The following is a 19,807-nucleotide window of genomic DNA, read 5'->3' on the forward strand; positions in this document are numbered from 1 at the left end:
TCCCCCGGACCATATCAGGGACAGCACCCACAGCATCGCGGGCAACAGGTCGATCATGATTCTGGTTGCTCCCTTCCGTCGGTCACGCCTCGATGATTCAGGCGTCCATGCTCCGTTCGGCTCGCTGGGCGCGCTGCAGGGCGATCTTCTTGCGCATCCGCATGGCGGTCAGCTCGTCGATCGGCCGCACCGCGCTGGTCGAGGCCGGAGGCATGGATTCCAGATCCACATAGTCCTCATGTTCGAGCGCGGCGTCGATCTGGTGCCACAGCGAGCCGACGGAAATGGCGAACACGGCCTTGCCGCTTTGCAGCAGCTCCAGCATTTGCTCGCTGGTCGTGCATTCATGCACATGCTGCCCGTCGCACATGATGGTGACGTTCTCCAGACGGGAGACGCTTCGCTGGGAGAGGAAGCCGATCGCCGCGGTCACGTTCTGCAGGTTCACGCCGGCATCCAGTAGTTTCTTGGACACTGCGAGGATCACGACGTCCTTGAACGAATACAACCGGCGGGATCCCGAGCCGTGGGACGGCGTGATCGACGGTTCGACGATCTGCTTGCGCGCCCAGTAGTCCAGCTGCCGGTACGTGATGCCGGCGACCTTCGACGCCACCGTTCCCCGGTAACCGCGTCTGGCATTCTGGGAGTCGTCGGCGGGGAACAGTTCTCCCTGCACCGCCTGATCCACGCCCGTCATCGCGTCGTCCGTCTGCGGATCGGACGACCCGGAGACGACGCGCAGGCGTGGATCCGTTGTCTGCATGTCAGCGGCCATCGCTCCCCCAATGCAACGATTCGTCCGCATCCGGCCGTTGTTACGGCAGCGCACGCGGAACGCGGAATCGCAGTCAGGAAATGACCGCGGACTTGGTAAAGAAGACGAGACGGAACTTGCCGATCATGATCTCGTCGCCATTGCGCAACGTCGCGCTGTCCACGCGCTGCCGGTTCACGTACGTGCCGTTCAGGCTGCCGGCGTCGACGACCTGAAACACGTTGCCCACGCGGCGGAACACGGCGTGAGAACGGGACACGGTCGAATCGTCGAGCAGAATGTCGGCGCGCGGGTCTCGTCCCACGGTGATCTCGTCCTCGTCGAGCAGATAACGGGAACCGGACACCGCTCCCCTGGTCGAGATCAGCAGCGCCGTGCCTTCGGACAGACGCGCGATCGTGTCGAGATCCTCCTGGGTCAGAGGGCGGTCCCCGGTGGTGGTAATCGGAATGGTGATGGCGGGCAGGCCGATGATGGTCGTTTCGCCTGCGCTTGGAATCGGATCAGTCATAATTACACATTCTAGCAAGGTGCTCCGGTCTTCGGCCCCTTCGGCACACCGTCGCGGAACTTGGCCGCGGAGCGGCCGCGGAGTCATTCCGCGGTCTGCGCGTACTGGTACTGCTGCGCCTCGCGCACCTCGGTGATGCGCACCTCGTTTTCCGTGGTCACCGTGACGTTGGAACCGAACTTGACTTTGAGCCTGGATCCCACGCCGCCGGCGATGTTCACCGCGTTGGCCAGCGCCTGCGGGTCGCCGATGGCCTTGATCGTATATGGGGTGTTCAGCGTGACGCCGTCGCAGACCAGACCGTTGCCGGTGTCGCTGATGTACGTGCTGGTGATCACGCGCACGGTATTGACGGCGATCACCTCGGCTCCGGCATTGCGCAGCTCCTCCAGCAACGTGAACATGGTGGACGCGTCGACGTCCGCCTTGGACCCCTTCGTGATGCGGATCACCACGCCCTGGCCCTTCGCGGGCAGTCGCCCGGACAGAATGCCGTTCGTCTCCTCGTTCTGCCTGGCGATTTTTTCGGCGGCGGCCTGCTTGTCGGCCGTGGCCTGCAGCGAATTGAGCTGGCTGGTCAGTTCGCTTTTGCGCTGTTCGAGGTTCTGCACCTGCGTGCTAGTCTGGCTGATGAGGCTGACCAGCTCGTCCTCGCTCATCGTCTCGTAGTTGGATTTCGTGTTGATCTGCACCATGTAGCCAAACGCGAGCAGCGCGCACATCACCGTGATGAGCGCGCTGGTGAGCAGTCTCATGCGCGTCGCGTTCGCATTGAGCGAACGCTTCCGGCTTTTCTTGCGCACGACGGGGAACGAGCCGGTGTCGGTCGAATCGTTGGCCTTGTCTTGTGCGTGCTGGATGTGCATTTTGGTGAGCACGTCCTGCGGCTGTCTGCGACGGGCCATGGCTCACCCCTTGAAGATGAAGCGGCGGATGGCGGACACGTTCGAGAAGATGCGGATGCCGAGCACGACGATGACGGCGGTCTGCAGCTGGGAGCCGACGCCCAGCTGGTTGCCGAGGAAGACGAGCAGCGTCGCGGTGATGACGTTGGAGAAGAACGAGATCACGAACACCTTGTCGGAGAAGCTGCGTTCGAAGTAGGCGCGCGCCGCGCCCAGCAGCGCGTCGAGCGCGGCGACCACCATGATCGGCAGGTACGGCTGCAGCATGACGGGAATGGCCGGCTTGACGAACAGACCGACGACCACGCCGATGATCAATCCCAAAACCGCCGCCATGCTATTCGTCCTTTCTGGCGTATGACAGGTTGCCGCTTGCCGCCGCCTCCAGTGTAATGGATTTCGATTTCGACACCTGCGGGTAGATGCCGGCGGCGGCGAACGATTCGTACAGTCCCGGCTGCCGTTTCGATCCGACCACGTCGGCCAGCGTGTTCCGGTCTCCGATCGCCGCGATCGTATAGGGGCTTTGCACCGGATTCACGCCGATCATGATCGTCTGGCCGGCGGTGCGGATCGAGGTCTGCACGCCGAGCCGGTATCCGTTGATCGCCATCGCCTCGGCTCCCGACTGCCAGAGCAGCGAAACGAGCATCTGCAGGTCGGCGTCGGTGACCACCCTGACCTGGCTGCTGGTGTTGTCGCGATGGTAGGTGCCGTCGTCGTTGCCGTCCGCGGCGATCGGATTGGCCAGCGTGAGCGTGATGCCCTCCCCCGTCACCGGCACCGCGCCGTTCATCATCTCGTCCTGCACCAGCGTGTCGCTGCGGCCGACGTCGCCAAGCTTGTTGGATTGGTCAGTGACCTGCGCCTGCAGCTTGCCGACTTCCGCGGTGAGCTGGTCGAATTGCGTGTTGATCGACTCGAGCTCGCTGGCCCAGTTCTGCCGGACCGTCTTGCGCGGGTCGGTGTGCAGCTGCTGTACGAACGCGCTGCCGTACAGTCCGACGACGATGCAGATGACGAACACGACGACGCGGGTCGCCTGCCGTTCCCATGTCGAAACGCGGCGCTGCGCAAGACGGGAGTCGGAAAACAGCGGATCCATCGGACGGTTCGTCAGATCGTCGATCAGCCGCAGCGAATCGTCGTTCGACCTGCGTCGACGGCGGGACGCATGGCCGACCGACGACGACAGCGACGCATGGTGGGACTCGAGATCGGCGAACGATGCGGAGAACGCCGCACGCCGTCTGACCGTCGCTGATTCCGGTGCGACCGGAAACGACGGGGCCGCATCCGCAGCGGCGAATCCGTCCGTTCCTCGCATGCCGGTCATGCCGTTCTCGCCGTTCATCGCACCTCGCGGATGAGCCGGATGCCCTGCTGCAGGTAGATGCCCCCGGCGAGCCAGTACAGCCCGACGCCCCAGATGCCGGCGGCCAGTGCGGCCAGATGCAGGAGATCGACCAGTGGATTGTTCCAGATGTCGCAGAAGATCAGCGCGGTGATCGAGATCATGAGCATCGCGGTGCCCGACTTGCCGACGAAGTTCACCGGCAGCGGACCGTAGTCGTACTGCGCGAGGGCGAGCACCTCCAGTCCCATGAGCAGGTCGCGCAGGCCTACGATGATCAGCATCCACCACGGGATGATGCCGGCCACGCCGAGCGCCAGAATGCTGCAGAAGATCAGGAGCCTGTCCGCTATGGGGTCGAGGATCTGGCCGACCTTGCTGACCTGATTGAGCAGACGGGCCAGAATGCCGTCCACGCCGTCGGAGACGGAGGACACGGCAAGCACCGCTAGCGCTTCGACCATCTGGTGCCGGGATACCAGCACGGCGATGATCGGGATCGATATGATCCTGAGCAGGCTGATCAGATTGGGGACGGTGAAGTAGATGTCACGCGCCTCCGGACTGTATTTTTTCCTGAACTTCTCGTTGATCTTCATACGACAGGCAACACTACATTCTCGAGGCCTGCAGCGCGGTGACGATGATGCCGCGCGCGCCCACCTCGTACAGCTGGTCCATGAGCTGGTTGACCTTCGCCTTGGGCACCATGACGCGCACCGCGTTCCACTGCTTGTCGTGCAGCGGGGAGATCGTCGGGCTTTCGAAGCCCGGGGTCACGGCCACGGCGGCGGCCACCTTGGACACCGGAATGTCATAGTCCATGAGCACGTAGCGCTGCGCGGTGAGCACGCCCTGCAGGCGGCGGGAGAACTTGACGAGGCGCTCGTCGTGCTCGTCGAGGCGCGGGGAGCGGATCAGCACGGCTTCGGAGTGCAGGATCGGATCGGCGAAGATGCGCAGGCCGGCGTTGCGCAGCGTCGTGCCGGTGGACACCACGTCGGCGATGAGATCGGCCACGCCGAGCTGCACGGACGATTCGACGGCGCCGTCGAGGTGGATGGTCTCCGCCTCGATGCCGTGTTCGACGAGATAGTCGTGCACGAGCTTGTCGAAGGAGGTGGCGACGCGCTTGCCGCGGATGTCCTCGAGCGTGCTGATCGGAGAGTCGTTGGGCGCGGCGAAGCGGAACGTGGACGCGCCGAAGCCGAGCTGCATGTGCTCCTTCGCCTCGGTGCCCGAGTTGAGCAGCAGGTCGTGGCCGGTGATGCCGACGTCGATGGTGCCCCGCCCCACGTACACGGCGATGTCGAGCGGACGCAGATAGAACAGTTCGATGTCGTTGTCCGGATCCTCGACGACGAGCTGGCGCGGATTGGAGCGCAGGCGGTAGCCCGCCTCGGCCAGCATGTTCCATGCCGGCTCGGACAGCATGCCCTTATTGGGCACGGCGATACGTAACATCGTTTCCTCCCTTATCGAATGCCCGGCCGCGTGACGACGTGCCATGCGCGTCGGCGCGGCCGGGCGAATGATGCTCACAGGTGCTTGTAGACGTCCTCGAGCGTGATGCCTCGGTCGATCATCATGACCTGCAGGTGGTAGATGAGCTGGCTCATCTCCTCGGCGGTGCGGTCGGCGCCTTCGTATTCGGCGGCGATCCAGGTCTCCCCCGCCTCTTCGACGATTTTCTTGCCGATGAAGTGGGTGCCCTTGTTCAGCTCCTCCACGGTCAGCGAACCGGCCGGCTTGGTGGCGGCCTTCTCACTCAGTTCGGCGAACAGCGATTCAAACGTCTTCATATGATAGGTGTCGCTTTCTTGTATATGGGGGGTCAGGCGCGGAATGCGGCCTCGGCCTTGGCACGGATGTCGTCGATGGCCTGGGCCGGGCTTTCGGCGCCGTACACGGCGGAGCCGGCCACGAGCACGTCGGCGCCCGCCTCGGCCACGATGTGCGCGGTCTTGGGGCTCACGCCGCCGTCCACCTGAATCTTGGTCTTGAGGCCTCGGCGCGTGATCTCGTCGCGCAGGCGACGCACCTTGGCCATCTGGTTGTCGAGGAACTTCTGACCGCCGAAGCCGGGTTCGACGGTCATGACGAGGATCATGTCGAACTCGTCGAGGATGTCGAAGATCGGCTCAACCGGTTCGGCCGGGCGGACGGCGAAGCAGGCCTTGCAGCCCATGTCGCGCAGCTGGCGGGCCAGACGCACCGGAGCGTGGGTGGCGCCCATGTGGAAGGACACGGAGGCGGCGCCGAGCTTGGCGTATTCGGGGGCCCAGCGGTCCGGGTCCTCGATCATCAGGTGCACGTCGACCGGCAGGTCGGTGACCTGACAGATGCGGCCGACGATCGGCTCGCCGAGGGTCAGGTTCGGCACGAAGTGGTGATCCATCACATCGACGTGAACGAGATCGGCGTTAGAGATGGCCTTGAGGTCGCGCTCGAGGTTGCAGAAGTCGGCGGACAGGATGCTGGGGGCGATTTGAATAGTCATGGTTGTCATTCTATGGAGTCTGAGCGACGAGCGGCGACGTCATGTCGCGGCCCGTCGCGGTTGTTCACTGATTGTTCTTCTTGCGCGGGGCGTCGGCCTGGGATTCGGCCATCGACTCGCGTTCCAGCTCGTCGGCGGTGACCGCGGTGAGCTGGCGGGACAGCCGCTCGGAATCCCCGCCGAAGCGCCAGAGCACGACGAACAGGATGCAGCCGAGGATGAAGCACAGGATCGCGGTCCACACGTTGATGCGCAGGCCGAGGATGATCGTCGAGTAGTTGATGCGGATCATTTCGATCCAGGTACGGCCGAGACCGTACCACATGAGATACATGGCGAACTGCTGCCCGGCCTTGAGCGTGCCCCACAGCTTGTGGCCGAGCCACACGATGAGGGCCGCGCCGATCAGGTTCCAGATCATCTCGTACAGAAACGTCGGATGGAACAGCGTGCCGGTCGGGCACGCCTGGCCGTCGTAGCAGATCTCGGTCTTGCCGATCGCGTCGGCGTCGTTGAGCTTGAGGCCCCACGGCAGGGTGGTGGGCTTGCCGTACAGCTCCTGGTTGAACCAGTTGCCGAGCCGGCCGATGGCCTGCGCGACCATGAGCCCGGGCGCCAGCGCGTCGGCGAACAGCGCGAACGGATAGCGCTTGTGCCGGCACCACAGGAACGCGGCCAGCGCGCCGACGGAGATGCCGCCGAAGATCGCCATGCCGCCCTCCCACACCTTGAGGATGTTGATGAGGTTGCCGGTGGGCGGGAAGTACTGGTCGGGCGTGGTGATGCAGTGGTACAGGCGCGCGCCGACAAGGCCGCACGGCACGGCGACCAGCGTGGTGTCGAGCACCTGATCGAACGTGCCGCCGAGCCGCTTCCATCGTTTCGTGAGGATCGTGACGGCCGCGAAGATGCCGATGAGAATGCAGATCGCGTACATGCGGATGGTCACCGGACCGATCTGGAAGTATGAGAACGTCGGTGACGGGATATAAGCCAAGTTCATCGTGTGATGCTCGCCTCTCTACTCGTGTATGCCGCTGTCATCCTACCCCAGTCCGGGCGGAATCCGCGTGATTGCGCGCGGATTCCGCCTGAGCATGGACGCGTTCGCCGGTCCGCGGCTATCGCGCGTTGTGGATGCCCTCGGCGAGCGATTCGGCCTTCGCGGCGAGGTCCTTCAGCCCTTCGGCCGGATCCTTGGCGGTGCGGTTGTCGTCGTTCAGCAGCGTGTGCACGAGCGCGGAGCCGACGATCACGCCGTCCGCGTACGCGCCGACCTTCGCGCCCTGCTCCGGCGTGGACACGCCGATGCCGACGCACACGTTCTTCGCTCCAGCCTCGCGGGTGCGCTCGACCAGCGTCTCCGGGGACGCGTCGATCGTCGCGCGCTCGCCGGTCACGCCCATGCGGGCCGCCGCATACACGAAGCCGCGCGCGTTCTTCGCCACGACGGCGAGACGTTCGTCGGCCGAGTCGGGCGACACGAGGAAGATGCGGTCGAGGCCGTGGCGGTCGGAGGCCTCGATCCACTCCCCCGCCTCGTCCGGAATGAGATCCGGGGTGATGAGTCCGGCGCCGCCCGCGTTCTCGAAGTCGCGGGCGAAGCGTTCGACGCCGTAGTGGTAGATGAGATTCCAGTAGCTCATGATGAGCGGCACGCCGCCGGCCTTCGCCACGGTTTCAACGGCCTTGAAGACGCCGTGGATGCTTTCGCCGTTGTTCAGGGCGATCTGGCTGGCGGCCTGGATGACCGGGCCGTCCATCACCGGGTCGGAGTACGGCAGGCCGATCTCGACCGCGTCGACGCCGTGCTCGACCATCGTGCGCAGCGCGTCGAGCGAGACGTCCGGGTTCGGGAAGCCGTACGGCAGGTAGCCGATGAACGCGGGCTTGTTCTCCGCCTTGAACGCGTCGAACATCGCCTCGGTGCGGCTGGGCTTGTGGCTGATGCCGAGCGGCTGGCCGGACGGCGTGGTTGCAGTGTTCGTCATAATCAATGTTCTCCCCTCGTTCTTCAGGCCACGGTGTCGCCGTGCGCGCCGGTCACGTCGAGCGCGGCCGCCTGCTCGTCGGTCAGGTAGCCGAACCACTTGCCGGCGGTGGCCATGTCCTTGTCGCCTCGGCCGGAGATGTTGACGATCATCACGGCCTTGTCATAGCCCTTCGCCTTGAGGTCGGCGGCGGCCTTGTACGCGCCGGCGACCGCGTGCGAGCTCTCGATGGCGGGGATGATGCCCTCGGTCTGGCTCAGGTCGCGGAACGCGTTCATGGCCTCGTCGTCGGTGGCCCAGCTGTAGTTCACGCGGCCGATGTCCTTGAGCCACGCGTGCTCCGGGCCGACGGACGCGTAGTCGAGGCCCGCCGAGATCGAATACGTGTCGAGCGTCTGGCCTTCGTCGGTTTCCAGCAGGTAGCTCTTGGCGCCCTGGAACATGCCGAGCTGGCCGGTGCCCGGCGCGAAGCGGATCGCGTGGCGGCCGGATTCGGGGCCGTTGCCGCCGGCCTCGTAGCCGTACAGGTTCACGCGTTCGTCGTCGAGGAAGGCGTTCATGATGCCGATCGCGTTCGAGCCGCCGCCGACGCACGCGCAGATCGCGTCCGGATGGTCGATGCCGTACCAGTCCCTGAGCTGCTCCTTGGCCTCCTCGCCGATGATCTTCTGGAAGTCGCGCACCATCGCCGGGAACGGATGCGGGCCCGCGACCGTGCCGAGCAGGTAGTGCGTGTCCTTGACATTGGTGACCCAGTCGCGCAGCGCCTCGTTGATCGCGTCCTTCAAAATGCGGTCGCCGAGCGTGACCTCCACGACCTCGGCGCCGAGCATGCGCATGCGGGCGACGTTGAGCGCCTGGCGGCGGGCGTCGATCTGGCCCATGTAGATGCGACACTTGAGGCCGAGCATCGCGCACACGGTGGCGGTGGCCACGCCGTGCTGGCCGGCGCCGGTCTCGGCGATCACGCGGGTCTTGCCCATGCGCTTGACGAGCAGCGCCTGGCCGAGCGCGTTGTTGATCTTGTGCGCGCCGGTGTGGTTGAGGTCCTCGCGCTTGAGGAAGATGCGCGCGTCAAGACCGGTCTTGGCCTTGACGAGTTCGGCGAAGCGCGGCGCCTCGGTCAGCGGAGACGGACGGCCGACGTAGCGCTGCTGCAGCGTCATGAATTCCTTATGGAATTCGGGGTCGGCCTTGGCCTCGTCGTAGACGCGTTCCAGCTCGTCCAGCGCGGTGATGAGCGCCTCGGGCACGTACCGGCCGCCGAACTGGCCCCAGTACGGTCCCTGATGTTCGCTTAACGGAGTGGTTTCGGATGCTTTCACTCTTGCTCCTGCCTTTACTAGTCGTTCCACTGCAAGTTCATGATCGGCGGCCGTGGCCACGCCCTCGCCCACCAGCACCGCGTCGGCGCCGGCACGGCCGTAGTCCTCGACCTCCACCGCGCCGAACACGCCAGACTCGGCGACGCGGATCACGTCGTCCGGCAGGTTCGCCGCCAGCTCGTTGTATTTGTTCACGTCGACCTTGAGATCCTTGAGGTTGCGCGCGTTGATGCCGATCACCTTCGCGCCCACCGCGATCGCGCGTTCGATCTCCTCGCGGGTGTGCGTCTCGACAAGCACCGTCATGTTCAGCCCGTGCGCGAGATCCAGCAGATGCTTCAGCGTCGCATCGTCGAGCGCCGCGACGATCAGCAGGATGAGATCGGCGCCATGCGCTCTCGCCTCGAACACCTGATAGTCGGTGACGATGAAGTCCTTGCGCAGCACCGGAATGTGCACGGCGGCACGCACCTTGTCGAGATCGTCGAGCGAGCCGAGGAACCGGCGGCCCTCGGTGAGCACGGAAATCGCGCTCGCGCCGCCGGCCTCATATTCGCGGGCCAATGCGGCCGGATCGGGAATGTCGCTCAAATGGCCCTTGGACGGGGACGCGCGCTTGATTTCGGCGATCACCGGGATGCCGTCGGCGCGCTTGAGCCATCGCTTCGCGTCGATCGGGGCCGGGGCCGCCAGCGCGGCCTTCCTCACATCATCAAGCGACACGGTGAGCTCGCGGGTCTGCTGGTCCTCCAGCGCGCCCGCCACCAATTCGTCCAGAACCGACATGATCCTCCCTTTGCTTGTGGTCGATCATGCGTCACTGTAAGCCACCTTGCCCGGCATCCGCCGCCGGCGTCCTACATTCTGGGCGCGAAACGGTTCATTCTTGCCACGTCCTGAGCACGTTTCGCGGAACCTTCGACGCGTCGAACCGGTAGTGGCCGGTGACGGTCATGTGGCGGCGGAACGCGAGATAGTCGTTTTCGCGCCGCCGCTGGCCCATGTTGTGGATGACGTACGGCGTGCCGTCGCCGTCGCGCTTGTCGGAAACCACGCCGATGTGACGGCTGGTCTCGAACACGACGATGTCGCCGCCCTGCCATTGCTCCCGGTCCGCGACGTCCGTGGTGAGCGTCCGCGCATATTTGGCGAAGAACACGTTGAGCACGCCGGTGCGGCGGAAGTCGATGTTCGGATCCGGTTTGGGCGCGACCGCGGCGTACGCGTCCGGATCGGCGGCGATGTCGGCGTCGACCATGGCCTTGAGATCGTAGCCGGCCTGCCGGAACGCGCGCCAGACCGTGTCGGTGCATGCCCCGCGGTCGTCCGGCGGATAGCCGCCCTCGTAGTAGCCGCTGTCGTAGCGGGGATGGTTCGTCGCGTCGGCCCGCGCGCCGGCGACGATGTCGGCGTAGTCGTCGACGCCGTTGCCGTTGAAGTCGACCGGGCTGGCCTCGCGCGGATACTCGCGGTCGCTGTCGGCCTGCGTCATGACGGACGGGTCGCCGCCCGACGACGACCGCAACAGCGACCGCCACGGCATGCCGGCCATGTGTCGTACGGCCACCGTCCCGGCGCAAAGCATCATCGCGATCAGCGCCGCGGACAGGATCAGGCCGATCATACGAAGGCGCCCGCGTTTCGTGCCGTCCGCGCCGCGATCGTCGTTGCCGCTTTCCGCAATATGCTGCGCCATGCCGTCGTCCTTCCGTCGTGTAGAACCATACTGTACCCCGCATGCAAGCGGGCCTGTATCCGTCCATACAGTTTTTCTGTATGGACGGATACAGGCCCGCTGTCGATCGTATGGGATCAGATCATGTCTCGGAACTCCTGTTGGGCATGTCGGTCACGACCCGGCGTCACAGTTCGCGCAGCTGCGCGGCGATCTTCACCGCCTCGACGCTCGCCTCGGCCTTGTTGCGCGTCTCCTGCCATTCGGTCGCGGGCACGGAGTCGAGCACGATGCCGGCGCCGGCCTGCACGCTCGCCTCATGGTCGCGGATGAACGCGGTGCGGATCGCGATGGCCATGTCGAGGTTGCCGGAGAAGTCGAAGTAGCCGACGGTGCCGCCGTAGATGCCGCGGTCGGCCGGTTCCAGCTCGTCGATGATCTCGATCGCGCGCGGCTTGGGCGCGCCAGACAGCGTGCCGGCCGGGAATGCGGACGTGAACACGTCGAACGCGGTCAGATGCGGGTCCACGCGGCCGGTGACGGTCGAGCAGATGTGCATGATGTGGCTGAACCGCTTGATGTCCATGAGCGAGACGACCTCGACGGTGGTCGGATCGCACACGCGGCTCAGGTCGTTGCGCGCCAGATCGACGAGCATGATGTGCTCGCTGCGCTCCTTCGGGTCGGCGAGCAGCTCCTTGGCGAGACGCGCGTCCTCCTCCGGAGTGGCGCCGCGGGGGCGCGACCCGGCGATCGGGAACGTCATCGCATGGCCGTTGTCGACCTTGATGAGCGTTTCCGGGCTGGAGCCGATCACGTTGAAGTCGCGGCCCTGCGCGTCGGTGAGCGTCATGAAGTACATGTACGGGCTCGGGTTGAGCGTGCGCAGCACGCGGTACACGTCGAACGGGTCGGCGGGCGAGTCGATGTCAAGTCGCTGGGAGATGACGACCTGGAACACGTCGCCGTCGACGATGTGCTTCTTGGCGGCTTCGACGGCCTGCTCGTAATGGCTTTTCTCCGTGCGGAAGCGCAACGGCGGCTGCGGCACGGACTCGTCGAGGACGTTGACGCGCGCTTCGCCCACGGTGGGCGTCGCGGCGTCGCGCTGCATGCGGTCGAGACGGGCGACGGCCTCGTCGTAGGCGGCGTCGGCGCGCGTCGGCTTGTCGTCCACGTTCACCGCGTTCGCGATGAGCCACACGGAACCGGAAACGTGGTCGACCACGGCGATGTCGGTGGCGAGGGCGAGCACGGTTTCCGGCTGGCCGGTCTCGTTCGGTGCCTCGGCGCGCAGCGTCGGCTCCCAGTGGCGGATCGCGTCCCAGCCGACCGTGCCGACCAGACCGCTCGTCAGGTTCGGCAGGCCCGCGACGTGCGGGGCCTTGAGCGTCTTGAGCGCGGCGTGCGCGACTTCGATCACGTCGCCGCTGGTCGGCACGCCGGCGGGCACCTTGCCCAGCCAGTCGGCCTTGCCGTCGTTCGAGCGCAGCTGCGCCATCGAGCGCACGCCGATGAAGCTGTATCGGCTCCACGTGCCGCCGTATTCGGCGGATTCGAGAATGAACGTGCCGGTGCGCCCGCCCGCAAGCCGCTCGTAGAAGCCGACCGGGGTGAGCGAGTCGGCGAGCAGCCTGCGCACGATCGGAATGACGCGATAGCCCTCGTCGGCCAGCTCGTGGAACTGCTCGCGGCTCGGCCAGGTCGCGCCCCATGTCAGATGTTCGACGCTGCATTCGCTCATGCCTGTTCCTCCTGTTCGTTGCCGGCCTTGTCGGATTCCGATGGTTTTTCCTGTTCGGGGGTGCGGTGCCCCTCGACGCACGGCAGCGGACCGCCCTCGAGGAAGCAGCTGCGCTTGCCGGTGTGGCAGGCGGCGCCTACCTGGTCGACCTCGACGAGCAGCGCGTCGCCGTCGCAGTCGAGCGAGACGGACTTGACGTACTGCACGTGGCCGGAGGTGTCGCCCTTGCGCCAGTATTCCTGCCGCGATCGCGACCAGAACGTGACCCTGCCGGTCGTGAGCGTGCGCCGCAGCGCCTCGTCGTTCATATAGCCGACCATCAGCACTTCGTGCGTGTCGTACTGTTGGATGACCGCGGCGACCAGACCCTTGGCGTCGCGCTTGAGGCGTTCGGCGATGCGCGGATCGAGCGTCGTGCTGTTGTTGTATTCCATGACTGTTGCGTTTCCTCTTGTCGGATTCTCGATGACGGCCGGTTCAATGATCGATCGGTGCGGCCTGACGAATGAATGTGGTCTCCTGCGAGCCTTGCGCTAGCGCACGGTGTAGCCGGCCCGTCGCAGCTCGTCCTTGACCTCGCCGATGGTGACCTTGCCGTAGTGGAAGATCGACGCGGCGAGCACCGCGTCGGCGCCAGCTTCGATCGCCGGCGGGAAATCGGCGGCCTTGCCCGCGCCGCCGGACGCGATGATCGGAATGTTCACTTCCCGGCGCACGGCGCGGATCATCTCAAGATCGAAGCCCTGCTGCGTGCCGTCGGCGTCCATCGAGTTGAGCAGGATCTCCCCCGCGCCCAGCTCCTCGGCGCGCTTGACCCACCAGATCGCGTCGATGCCGGTCGACTTGCGCCCGCCCATCGTGGTCACTTCGAAGCCGGACTGCGTGTGCTGCTCGCCCTTCTCGCGACGGGCGTCGACGGACAGCACGAGCACTTGGTTGCCGAACCGGTCGGCGACGCGGCTGATCAGCGTCGGGTCGTTGATCGCGGCCGTGTTGACGCCCACCTTGTCCGCGCCGCAGCGCAGCAGCGAGTCGACGTCCTCGGGCGTGCGCACGCCGCCGCCGACGGTCAGCGGGATGAAGATCTGCTCGGCCGTGCGCGCGACCACGTCGATCATGGTCTGCCGGTGCGAGCTGGACGCGGTCACGTCGAGGAACGTGAGCTCGTCGGCGCCCTGGCGGTAGTATTCGGCGGCCAATTCGACCGGATCGCCGGCGTCGCGCAGGTTTTCGAAGTGCACGCCCTTGACCACGCGTCCCGCATCGACGTCCAAGCATGGGATGACTCGAATGGCCAGCGACATATTCACTCCTGTTCCGTGCGGTTGCCTTACCGCCATACAGGTTAGCGTGCCGCCGTTACAGTCATCCCGCGCGATTCCACCTGACGGAATCGCGCGGGATGCGCGTCGACCGTCTCCTTGTCGGCCCGTCGTCCGCGAATCGGCTACGGCAGCAGACGTTCTTCGATCCACCGGGCCACGCCGTCGTCGTCGTTCGCCCCGCAGGTTTCGTCGGCGATAGACAGCACGTCCGGATTCGCGTTCGCCACGGCCACGCCGAGCCCCGCCTCGCGCATCATCGCGATGTCGATCACGTCGTCGCCGAACGCGACGGTGCGCGCCAACGGCACGTCCAGCCGGTCGCACACGATGCGCAGCGCGTGCTCCTTGTTGGCCAGCGGGCTCATGAGCATCCACATCGTGCCCTCGGAGACGTGCACGTCGAAATCGTCCGGGACCAGCGTTTCCAGACGCGTCCACTGTTCGGCGTCGGGGAAGACGATGATCTTGTCGGCGATGCCGTCGGGAACGTCGCCGTCGGAGAAGTCGGTCAGGCGCCACGTCTGTGTTTTCCAGTAGACGCTCACGTCGAAGTTCGTGTACCGCACGTCGTCCATGACGATGCCGACCTTGAGGCCCGGCAGTTCGTGCAGGAAGCCCCGGCACACCTCGCACGCGCGCGACGACGGGAAGCCGATCTTCTCCAGATGCCCCGCCGCGGCCGGCCGTGCGCCGGTCAGCAGGTCGAAGTCGGAATGCGCAGGGTCGAAGTCGATGAGCGCGCCGTTGAGATAGATCACCGCGTCGGCGGGCAGCCTGTCGGCGAACGCGAGTCCGGTGCTCACCGGCCGGGCCGTGGCGATCGCGAACAGATAGCCGGCGTCGTGCAGACGCTCGACGGTTTCGACCGAGCGGTCGGTGATGTACCGCTCCTCGAACGTGGCGCCGCCGTGCAGCAGCGTGCCGTCGAGATCGGCGACGACGAGCCGGATGTCATCGCGGCCGCACTGGGCCCGGTCCGTTCGGTCCACGTGGCTCGAGCGGCTCCCATGTTCCGCGGCCGTCACAGCAGGCCCTCGCAGTACGAGCGGACGATGTCGGCGGAACGGTGCAGTTTGGCGAGCTCGTCGTCGGCCAGATCGAGTTCGACGATTTCGTTCGCGCCGTTCGCGCGCAGTTCCGTCGGCACGCCGAGGAACACGTCATGCTCGCCGTATTCGCCGTCGAGCAGCGTGGAAACGGGCACGATGCGACGTTCGTCCCACAGGATCGTCTGCACGATGCCGGCCACCGTGGACGCGATGCCGAAGTTCGTGCCGCCCTTCGCCGCGACGATCTCGTTGCCACGCATGCGCGTCTTCGCCTCGATCTCCTCCGTGGACACGGACGCGAAACGGTCCTGGTTGTCCGCGAGGAAGCGCGCGAACGGCTTGCCGCCGAGCGAGACGGTGGACCATGCGGCGAACTGCGAGTCGCCGTGCTCGCCCATGACGAAACCGCCCACGTTGCGCGGGTCAAGGCCGGTTTCCTCGCCGATGATGGTCTTGAGGCGCGACGTGTCGAGCGCGGTGCCGGTGCCGAGCACCTGCGTGCGAGGCAGGCCGGAGCGTTTCCACGCGTACCAGGCCATCACGTCGACCGGATTGGAGACCATGACGATCACGCCGTCGAAGCCGGAGGCCATGACGTTGTCGACCACGTCGCCGACGAGGCCGATGGTGAAGCCGAGTTCGGCCAGACGCGTCGAGTTCGCCGGCGGCTTGCGGCCCACGGTGATGACGACGATGTCGGCGTCCTTGCAGTCGGCGTAGTCGCCGGCGCGCACCTTGACGTGGCGGTCTTGGAATTCGCTGCCGTCGTCGAGATCGTGCGCTTCGCCCAATGCCTTGGACGCGAAGTGGTCGATGAGCACGAGCTCGTTGCACAGGCCGTGCGTGACGATGCCGAACGCGGCGGTGGAGCCGACCTGTCCGGTGCCGACGATGACGACCTTGTTGCGGTTCATGGTGACCATGTGGTTGCGTTTCCTTTCCTAACGGTATGCCACCGATATTCTGTCATGGAATTGCGCGGCGGGATGTCCTGACACGAAAATGAGCCATGACCGAAGCGGTCATGGCTCATGACGAACTCATTGCGGATGAACGGCGATCAGACGAGGTTGAACTTCGCCATCAGGCCGAGGGCGATGATGATCGCGACCCACAGCAGCGCAATGATGACGGTCCAGCGGTTCAGGTTCTTTTCCGCCACGCCGGAGGAGCCTGCGTTCTGGGTGAGGCCGCCGCCGAACATGTCGGACAGACCGCCGCCCTTACCCTTGTGCATGAGGATGAGCAGGGTGAGCAGCAGGCTGAAGACGACGAGAATGATCTGCAGCACGAGCTTAACGATGGCCATAGCGGACACGGGCGAACCTCCAATTCATAAAGTGCTGTCCTATACCATACCCCAAGGTGGTGAACAACGGGGCGAAACCGCCGAAATCGCGGCTACGTTCGGCTATGTTCAGCGTCCGGACGTCGCCTTGAGCGTCATGCGGGCGATTTTCGCGAGTTCGTCGGCGTCGAGCGCGGCCCCGCCGATCAGGAAGCCGTCGACGTCCGGCTCGCCGATGAGTTCGACCGCGTTCTTCGATGAGACGGAACCGCCGTACAGGATGCGCACGCCGTCGGCGACGTCGCGGCTGAACGTGGCCGCAAGATCGTCGCGTATCGCCTTGGCCGCGTCCTGCGCGGATTCCGGCGTGGCGACCATGCCGGTGCCGATGGCCCACACCGGCTCGTAGGCGATGACGAGTTTGGCGGCCTGATCGCTGGACAGGTCGCGTGTCACGTCGTGGACCTGGCCGACCGCGAAGTCGAGTTCGATGCCCTGCCGGCGTTCCTCGAAGCTTTCACCGACGCACAGGATGGGCTGCATGCCGGCGGCGAGCACGGCGCGCACCTGATCGACGATGTTCGCGTCGTCTTCGGGATGATACTTGCGCCGTTCGGAATGGCCGACGATGACGTAGCGGCAGCCGAGCGCGGCGATCATGTCGGCGGACACGTCGCCGGTGAACGCGCCCTGCGTGGTGACGGACACGGACTGCGCGCCGTAGCGGATGGGCAGCCTGTCGGCTTCGACAAGCACCTGCACGCTGCGCAGCGCGGTGAACGACGGCATCAGAGCGACTTCACAGCGCTTGTAGTCGAAGTGCGCGTCGCGGAGCAGCCACGCGAGTTTCTGCACGAAATAGGTGGCTTCCAGATGGTCGAAGTGCATCTTCCAGTTGCCCGCCACCAGCGGTGTGCGCGACGCCATGCCGTTGTTCCCTTCCGTAGGATCCGTTCTCGGATGCGATGTGTGTTGTTCACAAAACGAAGCGCCCCTCCGTGAAGAGGGGCGCGACGTTATCTCAATCTCAGTCGAGCACCTTCAGGCCCGGCAGCTCCTTGCCCTCAAGGAACTCGAGGGAGGCGCCGCCACCGGTGGAGATGTGCGAGAAGCCGTCCTCCGGGAAGCCGAGGTTGCGCACCGCGGAGGCGGAGTCGCCGCCGCCGACGATGGTGAACGCGCCGGCCTTGGTCGCGTCGACGAGGCCCTGAGCCACGGCGCGGGTGCCGTCGGCGAAGGCCGCGATCTCGAACACGCCCATCGGGCCGTTCCACACGACGGTCTTGGAGTCGACGATCTTGTCGTGGAACAGCTTCTGGGACTCCGGGCCGATGTCCAGACCCATCTTGTCGGCCGGAATGGCGTCGGCCGGAACGACCTCCGGGGCGACGTCGGCGTCGGACTTCGGGAAGCCCGGGTTCACGACGATGTCGGTCGGCAGCACGAGCTCGACGTTATTCTTCTCGGCGGTCTCGATGTAGCCCTTGACCTTGTCGAGCTGGTCCTCTTCGAGCAGGGAGGTGCCGACCTCGTAGCCCTTGGCCTTGAGGAAGGTGAACACCATGCCGCCGCCGATGACGAGGCGGTTGGCCTTGTCGAGCAGGTTCTCGATGACGCCGAGCTTGTCGGAGACCTTGGAACCGCCGAGCACGACGGTGAACGGACGCTCCGGGTTCTCGGTGGCCTTGGACAGGGCCTTGACTTCCTTCTCGACCAGCAGGCCCGCGGCGGCCGGCAGATCGGCGGCCACGTCGTAGTTGGAGCCCTGCGCGCGGTGCACGACGCCGAAGCCGTCGGAGACGAAGGCCTCGCCGAGGGCGGCGATCTTCTTGGCGTAGGCGGCGCGCTCGGCCGGATCCTTGCTGGTTTCCTCCGGGTTGAAGCGCACGTTCTCGAGCAGCACCACGTCACCGTCGTTCATGGCGGCGACCTTGGCCTGGGCGTCCTCGCCGTAGGTGTCCTTGGCCAGCGGCACGTTGACGCCGAGCAGCTCGCCGAGGCGGGCGGCGACCGGAGCCAGGGACAGCTCGGGGACGACCTTGCCCTTCGGGCGGCCGAGGTGGGCCATCAGGATGACCTTCGCGCCTTCTTCGCGCAGCGTCTTGATGGTCGGCAGGGCGGCCTTGATGCGGCCGTCATCGGTGATCGTGGTGCCGTCCAGCGGAACGTTGAAATCGGCGCGAACCAGGACGCGCTTGCCCTTGAGATCTCCAAGATCCTTGAGTGTCTTCATGAATATCCTTTCCTAACCGCGCGCCGCGTCGCATGTCGCTCCGCAGCACGGGAAGAGTGGTGACGTGGATACGCCACTTGCGATAATACAGGCCCGAACGAACAAAAACACCGCCATTCGCATAATGCGAGGCGGTGTTTCGCGTATTGGAAAATTCGGAAAAATCAGGTCACAGCGACTGGCCGCGGGCCTTGGCGGTCTTGTCCGCAAGCTGCAGCAGGCGGCGGATGCGTCCCGCGATGGCGTCCTTGGTGATGGGCGGATCGGACAGGCGGCCCAGCTCCTCGAGGCTGGCGTCGCCGTGGTCGAGGCGCAGCTGCCCGGCGGCCTTGAGATTGTCGGGGATGTCGTCGCCGAGGATCTCGAACGCCTTGCGCACCTTTTCGCTCGCCTCCGCTGCGGCCTTGGCGCTGCGGCGCATGTTCGCGTCGTCGAAGTTCGCGAGCCGGTTCGCCTTGCCGCGGGCCTCGCCGTCGGAACGCTTGCCGGTCCATTCGCGCGCCGAACGCGGAGCGCCCATGAGATTGAGCATGCGCTCGATCGCGTCCGGATCCTTGAGCGTGACGCGTTCGGAGCTGCGCAACTGGCGCGGCTTGGCGCTGATGCCGAGGCGCCGCGCGATGCCGGCCAATGCAAGGGCCGCCTCGTTGCACGGGCAGGTGATCTCCAGATAGCTGGCCTTGCCCGGGTCGGACAGGCCGCCGTGTGCCAGGAAAGCGCCTCGCCAGGCCGCCTTGACCTGCGCGATGTTGCCGTTGACGATTTCGGCGGGCAGACCGCGCACCAGCTGCTTGCGACGGTCGAGCAGGCCGGTCTGCAGCGCAAGCGCCGCGCCGCCGCGGTCGACGTGGATCAGATAGCGCTGCACGACGCCGTTGGGGGTCTGACGGGAGACCTGAGTGAGCACCGCCTCATGGCCATACAGATCCTTGATGGTGTCCTGAAGCCACTTTGCGGCCTCCAACGAATCGAACTGCGCCTGCACGATGATCTGGCGTTGCACGAGCTTCAAGCCGCCGCCGAAGCGGATCATCGCCGTGGCCTGCGCCTTTTTGGCGGCGGGCAACTCATTATCGATTGCGGCGAGTTCGCTTTTGACATCATCCAGAAGAGCCAAGAGCCAACCTCC

General features: G+C 65.6%; 22 protein-coding genes. All 22 read right to left on the bottom strand.

Annotation, left to right across the window (positions count from 1 at the left end):
* Positions 1-97 precede the first annotated feature (97 nt).
* The 22 genes from KIH79_RS06115 to whiA all read right to left on the bottom strand — a co-directional run bounded on the left by KIH79_RS06115 (position 98) and on the right by whiA (position 19,795).
* Positions 98-700 (bottom strand): MerR family transcriptional regulator, encoded by a 603-nt coding sequence (locus tag KIH79_RS06115; RefSeq protein ID WP_219058667.1) that lies wholly within the window; start codon positions 698-700, stop codon positions 98-100.
* Positions 701-851: 151 nt separating this feature from the next.
* Positions 852-1,289 (bottom strand): FHA domain-containing protein, encoded by a 438-nt coding sequence (locus KIH79_RS06120; protein ID WP_219058606.1) that lies wholly within the window; start codon positions 1,287-1,289, stop codon positions 852-854.
* 83 nt (positions 1,290-1,372) lie between these two features.
* Entirely contained in the window at positions 1,373-2,194 is an 822-nt protein-coding gene (locus KIH79_RS06125; protein ID WP_219058607.1) for a DUF881 domain-containing protein, read from the bottom strand.
* Between the two features lie 3 nt (positions 2,195-2,197).
* The gene (locus tag KIH79_RS06130; protein ID WP_033493680.1) at positions 2,198-2,530 is read right to left on the bottom strand and encodes a small basic family protein; all 333 of its coding nucleotides are present in this window, start codon (positions 2,528-2,530) and stop codon (positions 2,198-2,200) included.
* A gap of 1 nt (position 2,531) precedes the next feature.
* On the bottom strand, positions 2,532-3,521 hold the full coding sequence (locus KIH79_RS06135; protein WP_219058668.1) for a DUF881 domain-containing protein: 990 nt from the start codon (positions 3,519-3,521) through the stop codon (positions 2,532-2,534).
* A 23-nt stretch (positions 3,522-3,544) separates the two neighbouring features.
* Entirely contained in the window at positions 3,545-4,147 is a 603-nt protein-coding gene (locus KIH79_RS06140) for a CDP-alcohol phosphatidyltransferase family protein (protein ID WP_219058608.1), read from the bottom strand.
* A gap of 13 nt (positions 4,148-4,160) precedes the next feature.
* The gene (gene hisG, locus KIH79_RS06145; protein WP_219058609.1) at positions 4,161-5,012 is read right to left on the bottom strand and encodes an ATP phosphoribosyltransferase; all 852 of its coding nucleotides are present in this window, start codon (positions 5,010-5,012) and stop codon (positions 4,161-4,163) included.
* A 74-nt stretch (positions 5,013-5,086) separates the two neighbouring features.
* Complete coding sequence (locus KIH79_RS06150) at positions 5,087-5,350, bottom strand: phosphoribosyl-ATP diphosphatase (RefSeq protein WP_219058610.1); 264 nt, start codon at positions 5,348-5,350, stop codon at positions 5,087-5,089.
* 32 nt (positions 5,351-5,382) lie between these two features.
* Positions 5,383-6,048 (bottom strand): ribulose-phosphate 3-epimerase, encoded by a 666-nt coding sequence (gene rpe / locus KIH79_RS06155; RefSeq protein WP_219058611.1) that lies wholly within the window; start codon positions 6,046-6,048, stop codon positions 5,383-5,385.
* Between the two features lie 64 nt (positions 6,049-6,112).
* A complete protein-coding gene (gene lgt, locus KIH79_RS06160) occupies positions 6,113-7,051 on the bottom strand; it encodes a prolipoprotein diacylglyceryl transferase (protein ID WP_219058612.1) in 939 nt (312 codons plus the stop codon).
* A 118-nt stretch (positions 7,052-7,169) separates the two neighbouring features.
* Positions 7,170-8,039: a tryptophan synthase subunit alpha gene (gene trpA, locus KIH79_RS06165; protein ID WP_219058613.1), complete on the bottom strand. Its 870-nt coding sequence runs from the start codon at positions 8,037-8,039 to the stop codon at positions 7,170-7,172.
* A gap of 23 nt (positions 8,040-8,062) precedes the next feature.
* Positions 8,063-10,150 (bottom strand): bifunctional indole-3-glycerol phosphate synthase/tryptophan synthase subunit beta, encoded by a 2,088-nt coding sequence (locus KIH79_RS06170; protein WP_219058614.1) that lies wholly within the window; start codon positions 10,148-10,150, stop codon positions 8,063-8,065.
* Between the two features lie 94 nt (positions 10,151-10,244).
* Positions 10,245-11,060 carry a DUF1287 domain-containing protein gene (locus tag KIH79_RS06175; protein WP_236023661.1) on the bottom strand — a complete coding sequence of 272 codons (816 nt, stop codon included), beginning with the start codon at positions 11,058-11,060 and terminating at the stop codon, positions 10,245-10,247.
* 166 nt (positions 11,061-11,226) lie between these two features.
* On the bottom strand, positions 11,227-12,783 hold the full coding sequence (locus tag KIH79_RS06180; protein WP_219058615.1) for an anthranilate synthase component I: 1,557 nt from the start codon (positions 12,781-12,783) through the stop codon (positions 11,227-11,229).
* On the bottom strand, positions 12,780-13,217 hold the full coding sequence (gene hisI, locus KIH79_RS06185; RefSeq protein ID WP_219058616.1) for a phosphoribosyl-AMP cyclohydrolase: 438 nt from the start codon (positions 13,215-13,217) through the stop codon (positions 12,780-12,782). Before hisI ends, KIH79_RS06180 begins: the two co-directional genes overlap by 4 nt.
* Before the next feature lie 99 nt (positions 13,218-13,316).
* Entirely contained in the window at positions 13,317-14,087 is a 771-nt protein-coding gene (hisF, locus tag KIH79_RS06190) for an imidazole glycerol phosphate synthase subunit HisF (protein ID WP_219058617.1), read from the bottom strand.
* Positions 14,088-14,230: 143 nt separating this feature from the next.
* Positions 14,231-15,097 (bottom strand): HAD family hydrolase, encoded by an 867-nt coding sequence (locus KIH79_RS06195; RefSeq protein WP_219058618.1) that lies wholly within the window; start codon positions 15,095-15,097, stop codon positions 14,231-14,233.
* 32 nt (positions 15,098-15,129) lie between these two features.
* Entirely contained in the window at positions 15,130-16,080 is a 951-nt protein-coding gene (locus KIH79_RS06200) for an L-lactate dehydrogenase (protein WP_219058619.1), read from the bottom strand.
* 137 nt (positions 16,081-16,217) lie between these two features.
* Complete coding sequence (secG, locus tag KIH79_RS06205; RefSeq protein ID WP_033493659.1) at positions 16,218-16,466, bottom strand: preprotein translocase subunit SecG; 249 nt, start codon at positions 16,464-16,466, stop codon at positions 16,218-16,220.
* Between the two features lie 108 nt (positions 16,467-16,574).
* Entirely contained in the window at positions 16,575-17,372 is a 798-nt protein-coding gene (tpiA, locus tag KIH79_RS06210) for a triose-phosphate isomerase (RefSeq protein WP_033493657.1), read from the bottom strand.
* Between the two features lie 100 nt (positions 17,373-17,472).
* Complete coding sequence (locus tag KIH79_RS06215) at positions 17,473-18,678, bottom strand: phosphoglycerate kinase (protein WP_219058620.1); 1,206 nt, start codon at positions 18,676-18,678, stop codon at positions 17,473-17,475.
* A 169-nt stretch (positions 18,679-18,847) separates the two neighbouring features.
* Positions 18,848-19,795 (bottom strand): DNA-binding protein WhiA, encoded by a 948-nt coding sequence (gene whiA / locus KIH79_RS06220; RefSeq protein ID WP_033493653.1) that lies wholly within the window; start codon positions 19,793-19,795, stop codon positions 18,848-18,850.
* Positions 19,796-19,807: the final 12 nt, after the last annotated feature.

The organism is Bifidobacterium miconis (assembly GCF_019331735.1).
GTDB classification, from domain to species: Bacteria; Actinomycetota; Actinomycetes; order Actinomycetales; family Bifidobacteriaceae; genus Bifidobacterium; species Bifidobacterium miconis.

Bases quoted from the DNA above. Each gene is read 5' to 3' on its own strand.
- KIH79_RS06115 (WP_219058667.1), bottom strand. From the start codon at position 700: ATGACGGGCGTGGATCAGGCGGTGCAGGGAGAACTGTTCCCCGCCGAC.
- KIH79_RS06120 (WP_219058606.1), bottom strand. From the start codon at position 1,289: ATGACTGATCCGATTCCAAGCGCAGGCGAAACGACCATCATCGGCCTG.
- KIH79_RS06125 (WP_219058607.1), bottom strand. From the start codon at position 2,194: ATGGCCCGTCGCAGACAGCCGCAGGACGTGCTCACCAAAATGCACATC.
- KIH79_RS06130 (WP_033493680.1), bottom strand. From the start codon at position 2,530: ATGGCGGCGGTTTTGGGATTGATCATCGGCGTGGTCGTCGGTCTGTTC.
- KIH79_RS06135 (WP_219058668.1), bottom strand. From the start codon at position 3,521: ATGCGAGGAACGGACGGATTCGCCGCTGCGGATGCGGCCCCGTCGTTT.
- KIH79_RS06140 (WP_219058608.1), bottom strand. From the start codon at position 4,147: ATGAAGATCAACGAGAAGTTCAGGAAAAAATACAGTCCGGAGGCGCGT.
- hisG (WP_219058609.1), bottom strand. From the start codon at position 5,012: ATGTTACGTATCGCCGTGCCCAATAAGGGCATGCTGTCCGAGCCGGCA.
- KIH79_RS06150 (WP_219058610.1), bottom strand. From the start codon at position 5,350: ATGAAGACGTTTGAATCGCTGTTCGCCGAACTGAGTGAGAAGGCCGCC.
- rpe (WP_219058611.1), bottom strand. From the start codon at position 6,048: ATGACTATTCAAATCGCCCCCAGCATCCTGTCCGCCGACTTCTGCAAC.
- lgt (WP_219058612.1), bottom strand. From the start codon at position 7,051: ATGAACTTGGCTTATATCCCGTCACCGACGTTCTCATACTTCCAGATC.
- trpA (WP_219058613.1), bottom strand. From the start codon at position 8,039: ATGACGAACACTGCAACCACGCCGTCCGGCCAGCCGCTCGGCATCAGC.
- KIH79_RS06170 (WP_219058614.1), bottom strand. From the start codon at position 10,150: ATGTCGGTTCTGGACGAATTGGTGGCGGGCGCGCTGGAGGACCAGCAG.
- KIH79_RS06175 (WP_236023661.1), bottom strand. From the start codon at position 11,060: ATGGCGCAGCATATTGCGGAAAGCGGCAACGACGATCGCGGCGCGGAC.
- KIH79_RS06180 (WP_219058615.1), bottom strand. From the start codon at position 12,783: ATGAGCGAATGCAGCGTCGAACATCTGACATGGGGCGCGACCTGGCCG.
- hisI (WP_219058616.1), bottom strand. From the start codon at position 13,217: ATGGAATACAACAACAGCACGACGCTCGATCCGCGCATCGCCGAACGC.
- hisF (WP_219058617.1), bottom strand. From the start codon at position 14,087: ATGTCGCTGGCCATTCGAGTCATCCCATGCTTGGACGTCGATGCGGGA.
- KIH79_RS06200 (WP_219058619.1), bottom strand. From the start codon at position 16,080: ATGGTCACCATGAACCGCAACAAGGTCGTCATCGTCGGCACCGGACAG.
- secG (WP_033493659.1), bottom strand. From the start codon at position 16,466: ATGGCCATCGTTAAGCTCGTGCTGCAGATCATTCTCGTCGTCTTCAGC.
- tpiA (WP_033493657.1), bottom strand. From the start codon at position 17,372: ATGGCGTCGCGCACACCGCTGGTGGCGGGCAACTGGAAGATGCACTTC.
- KIH79_RS06215 (WP_219058620.1), bottom strand. From the start codon at position 18,678: ATGAAGACACTCAAGGATCTTGGAGATCTCAAGGGCAAGCGCGTCCTG.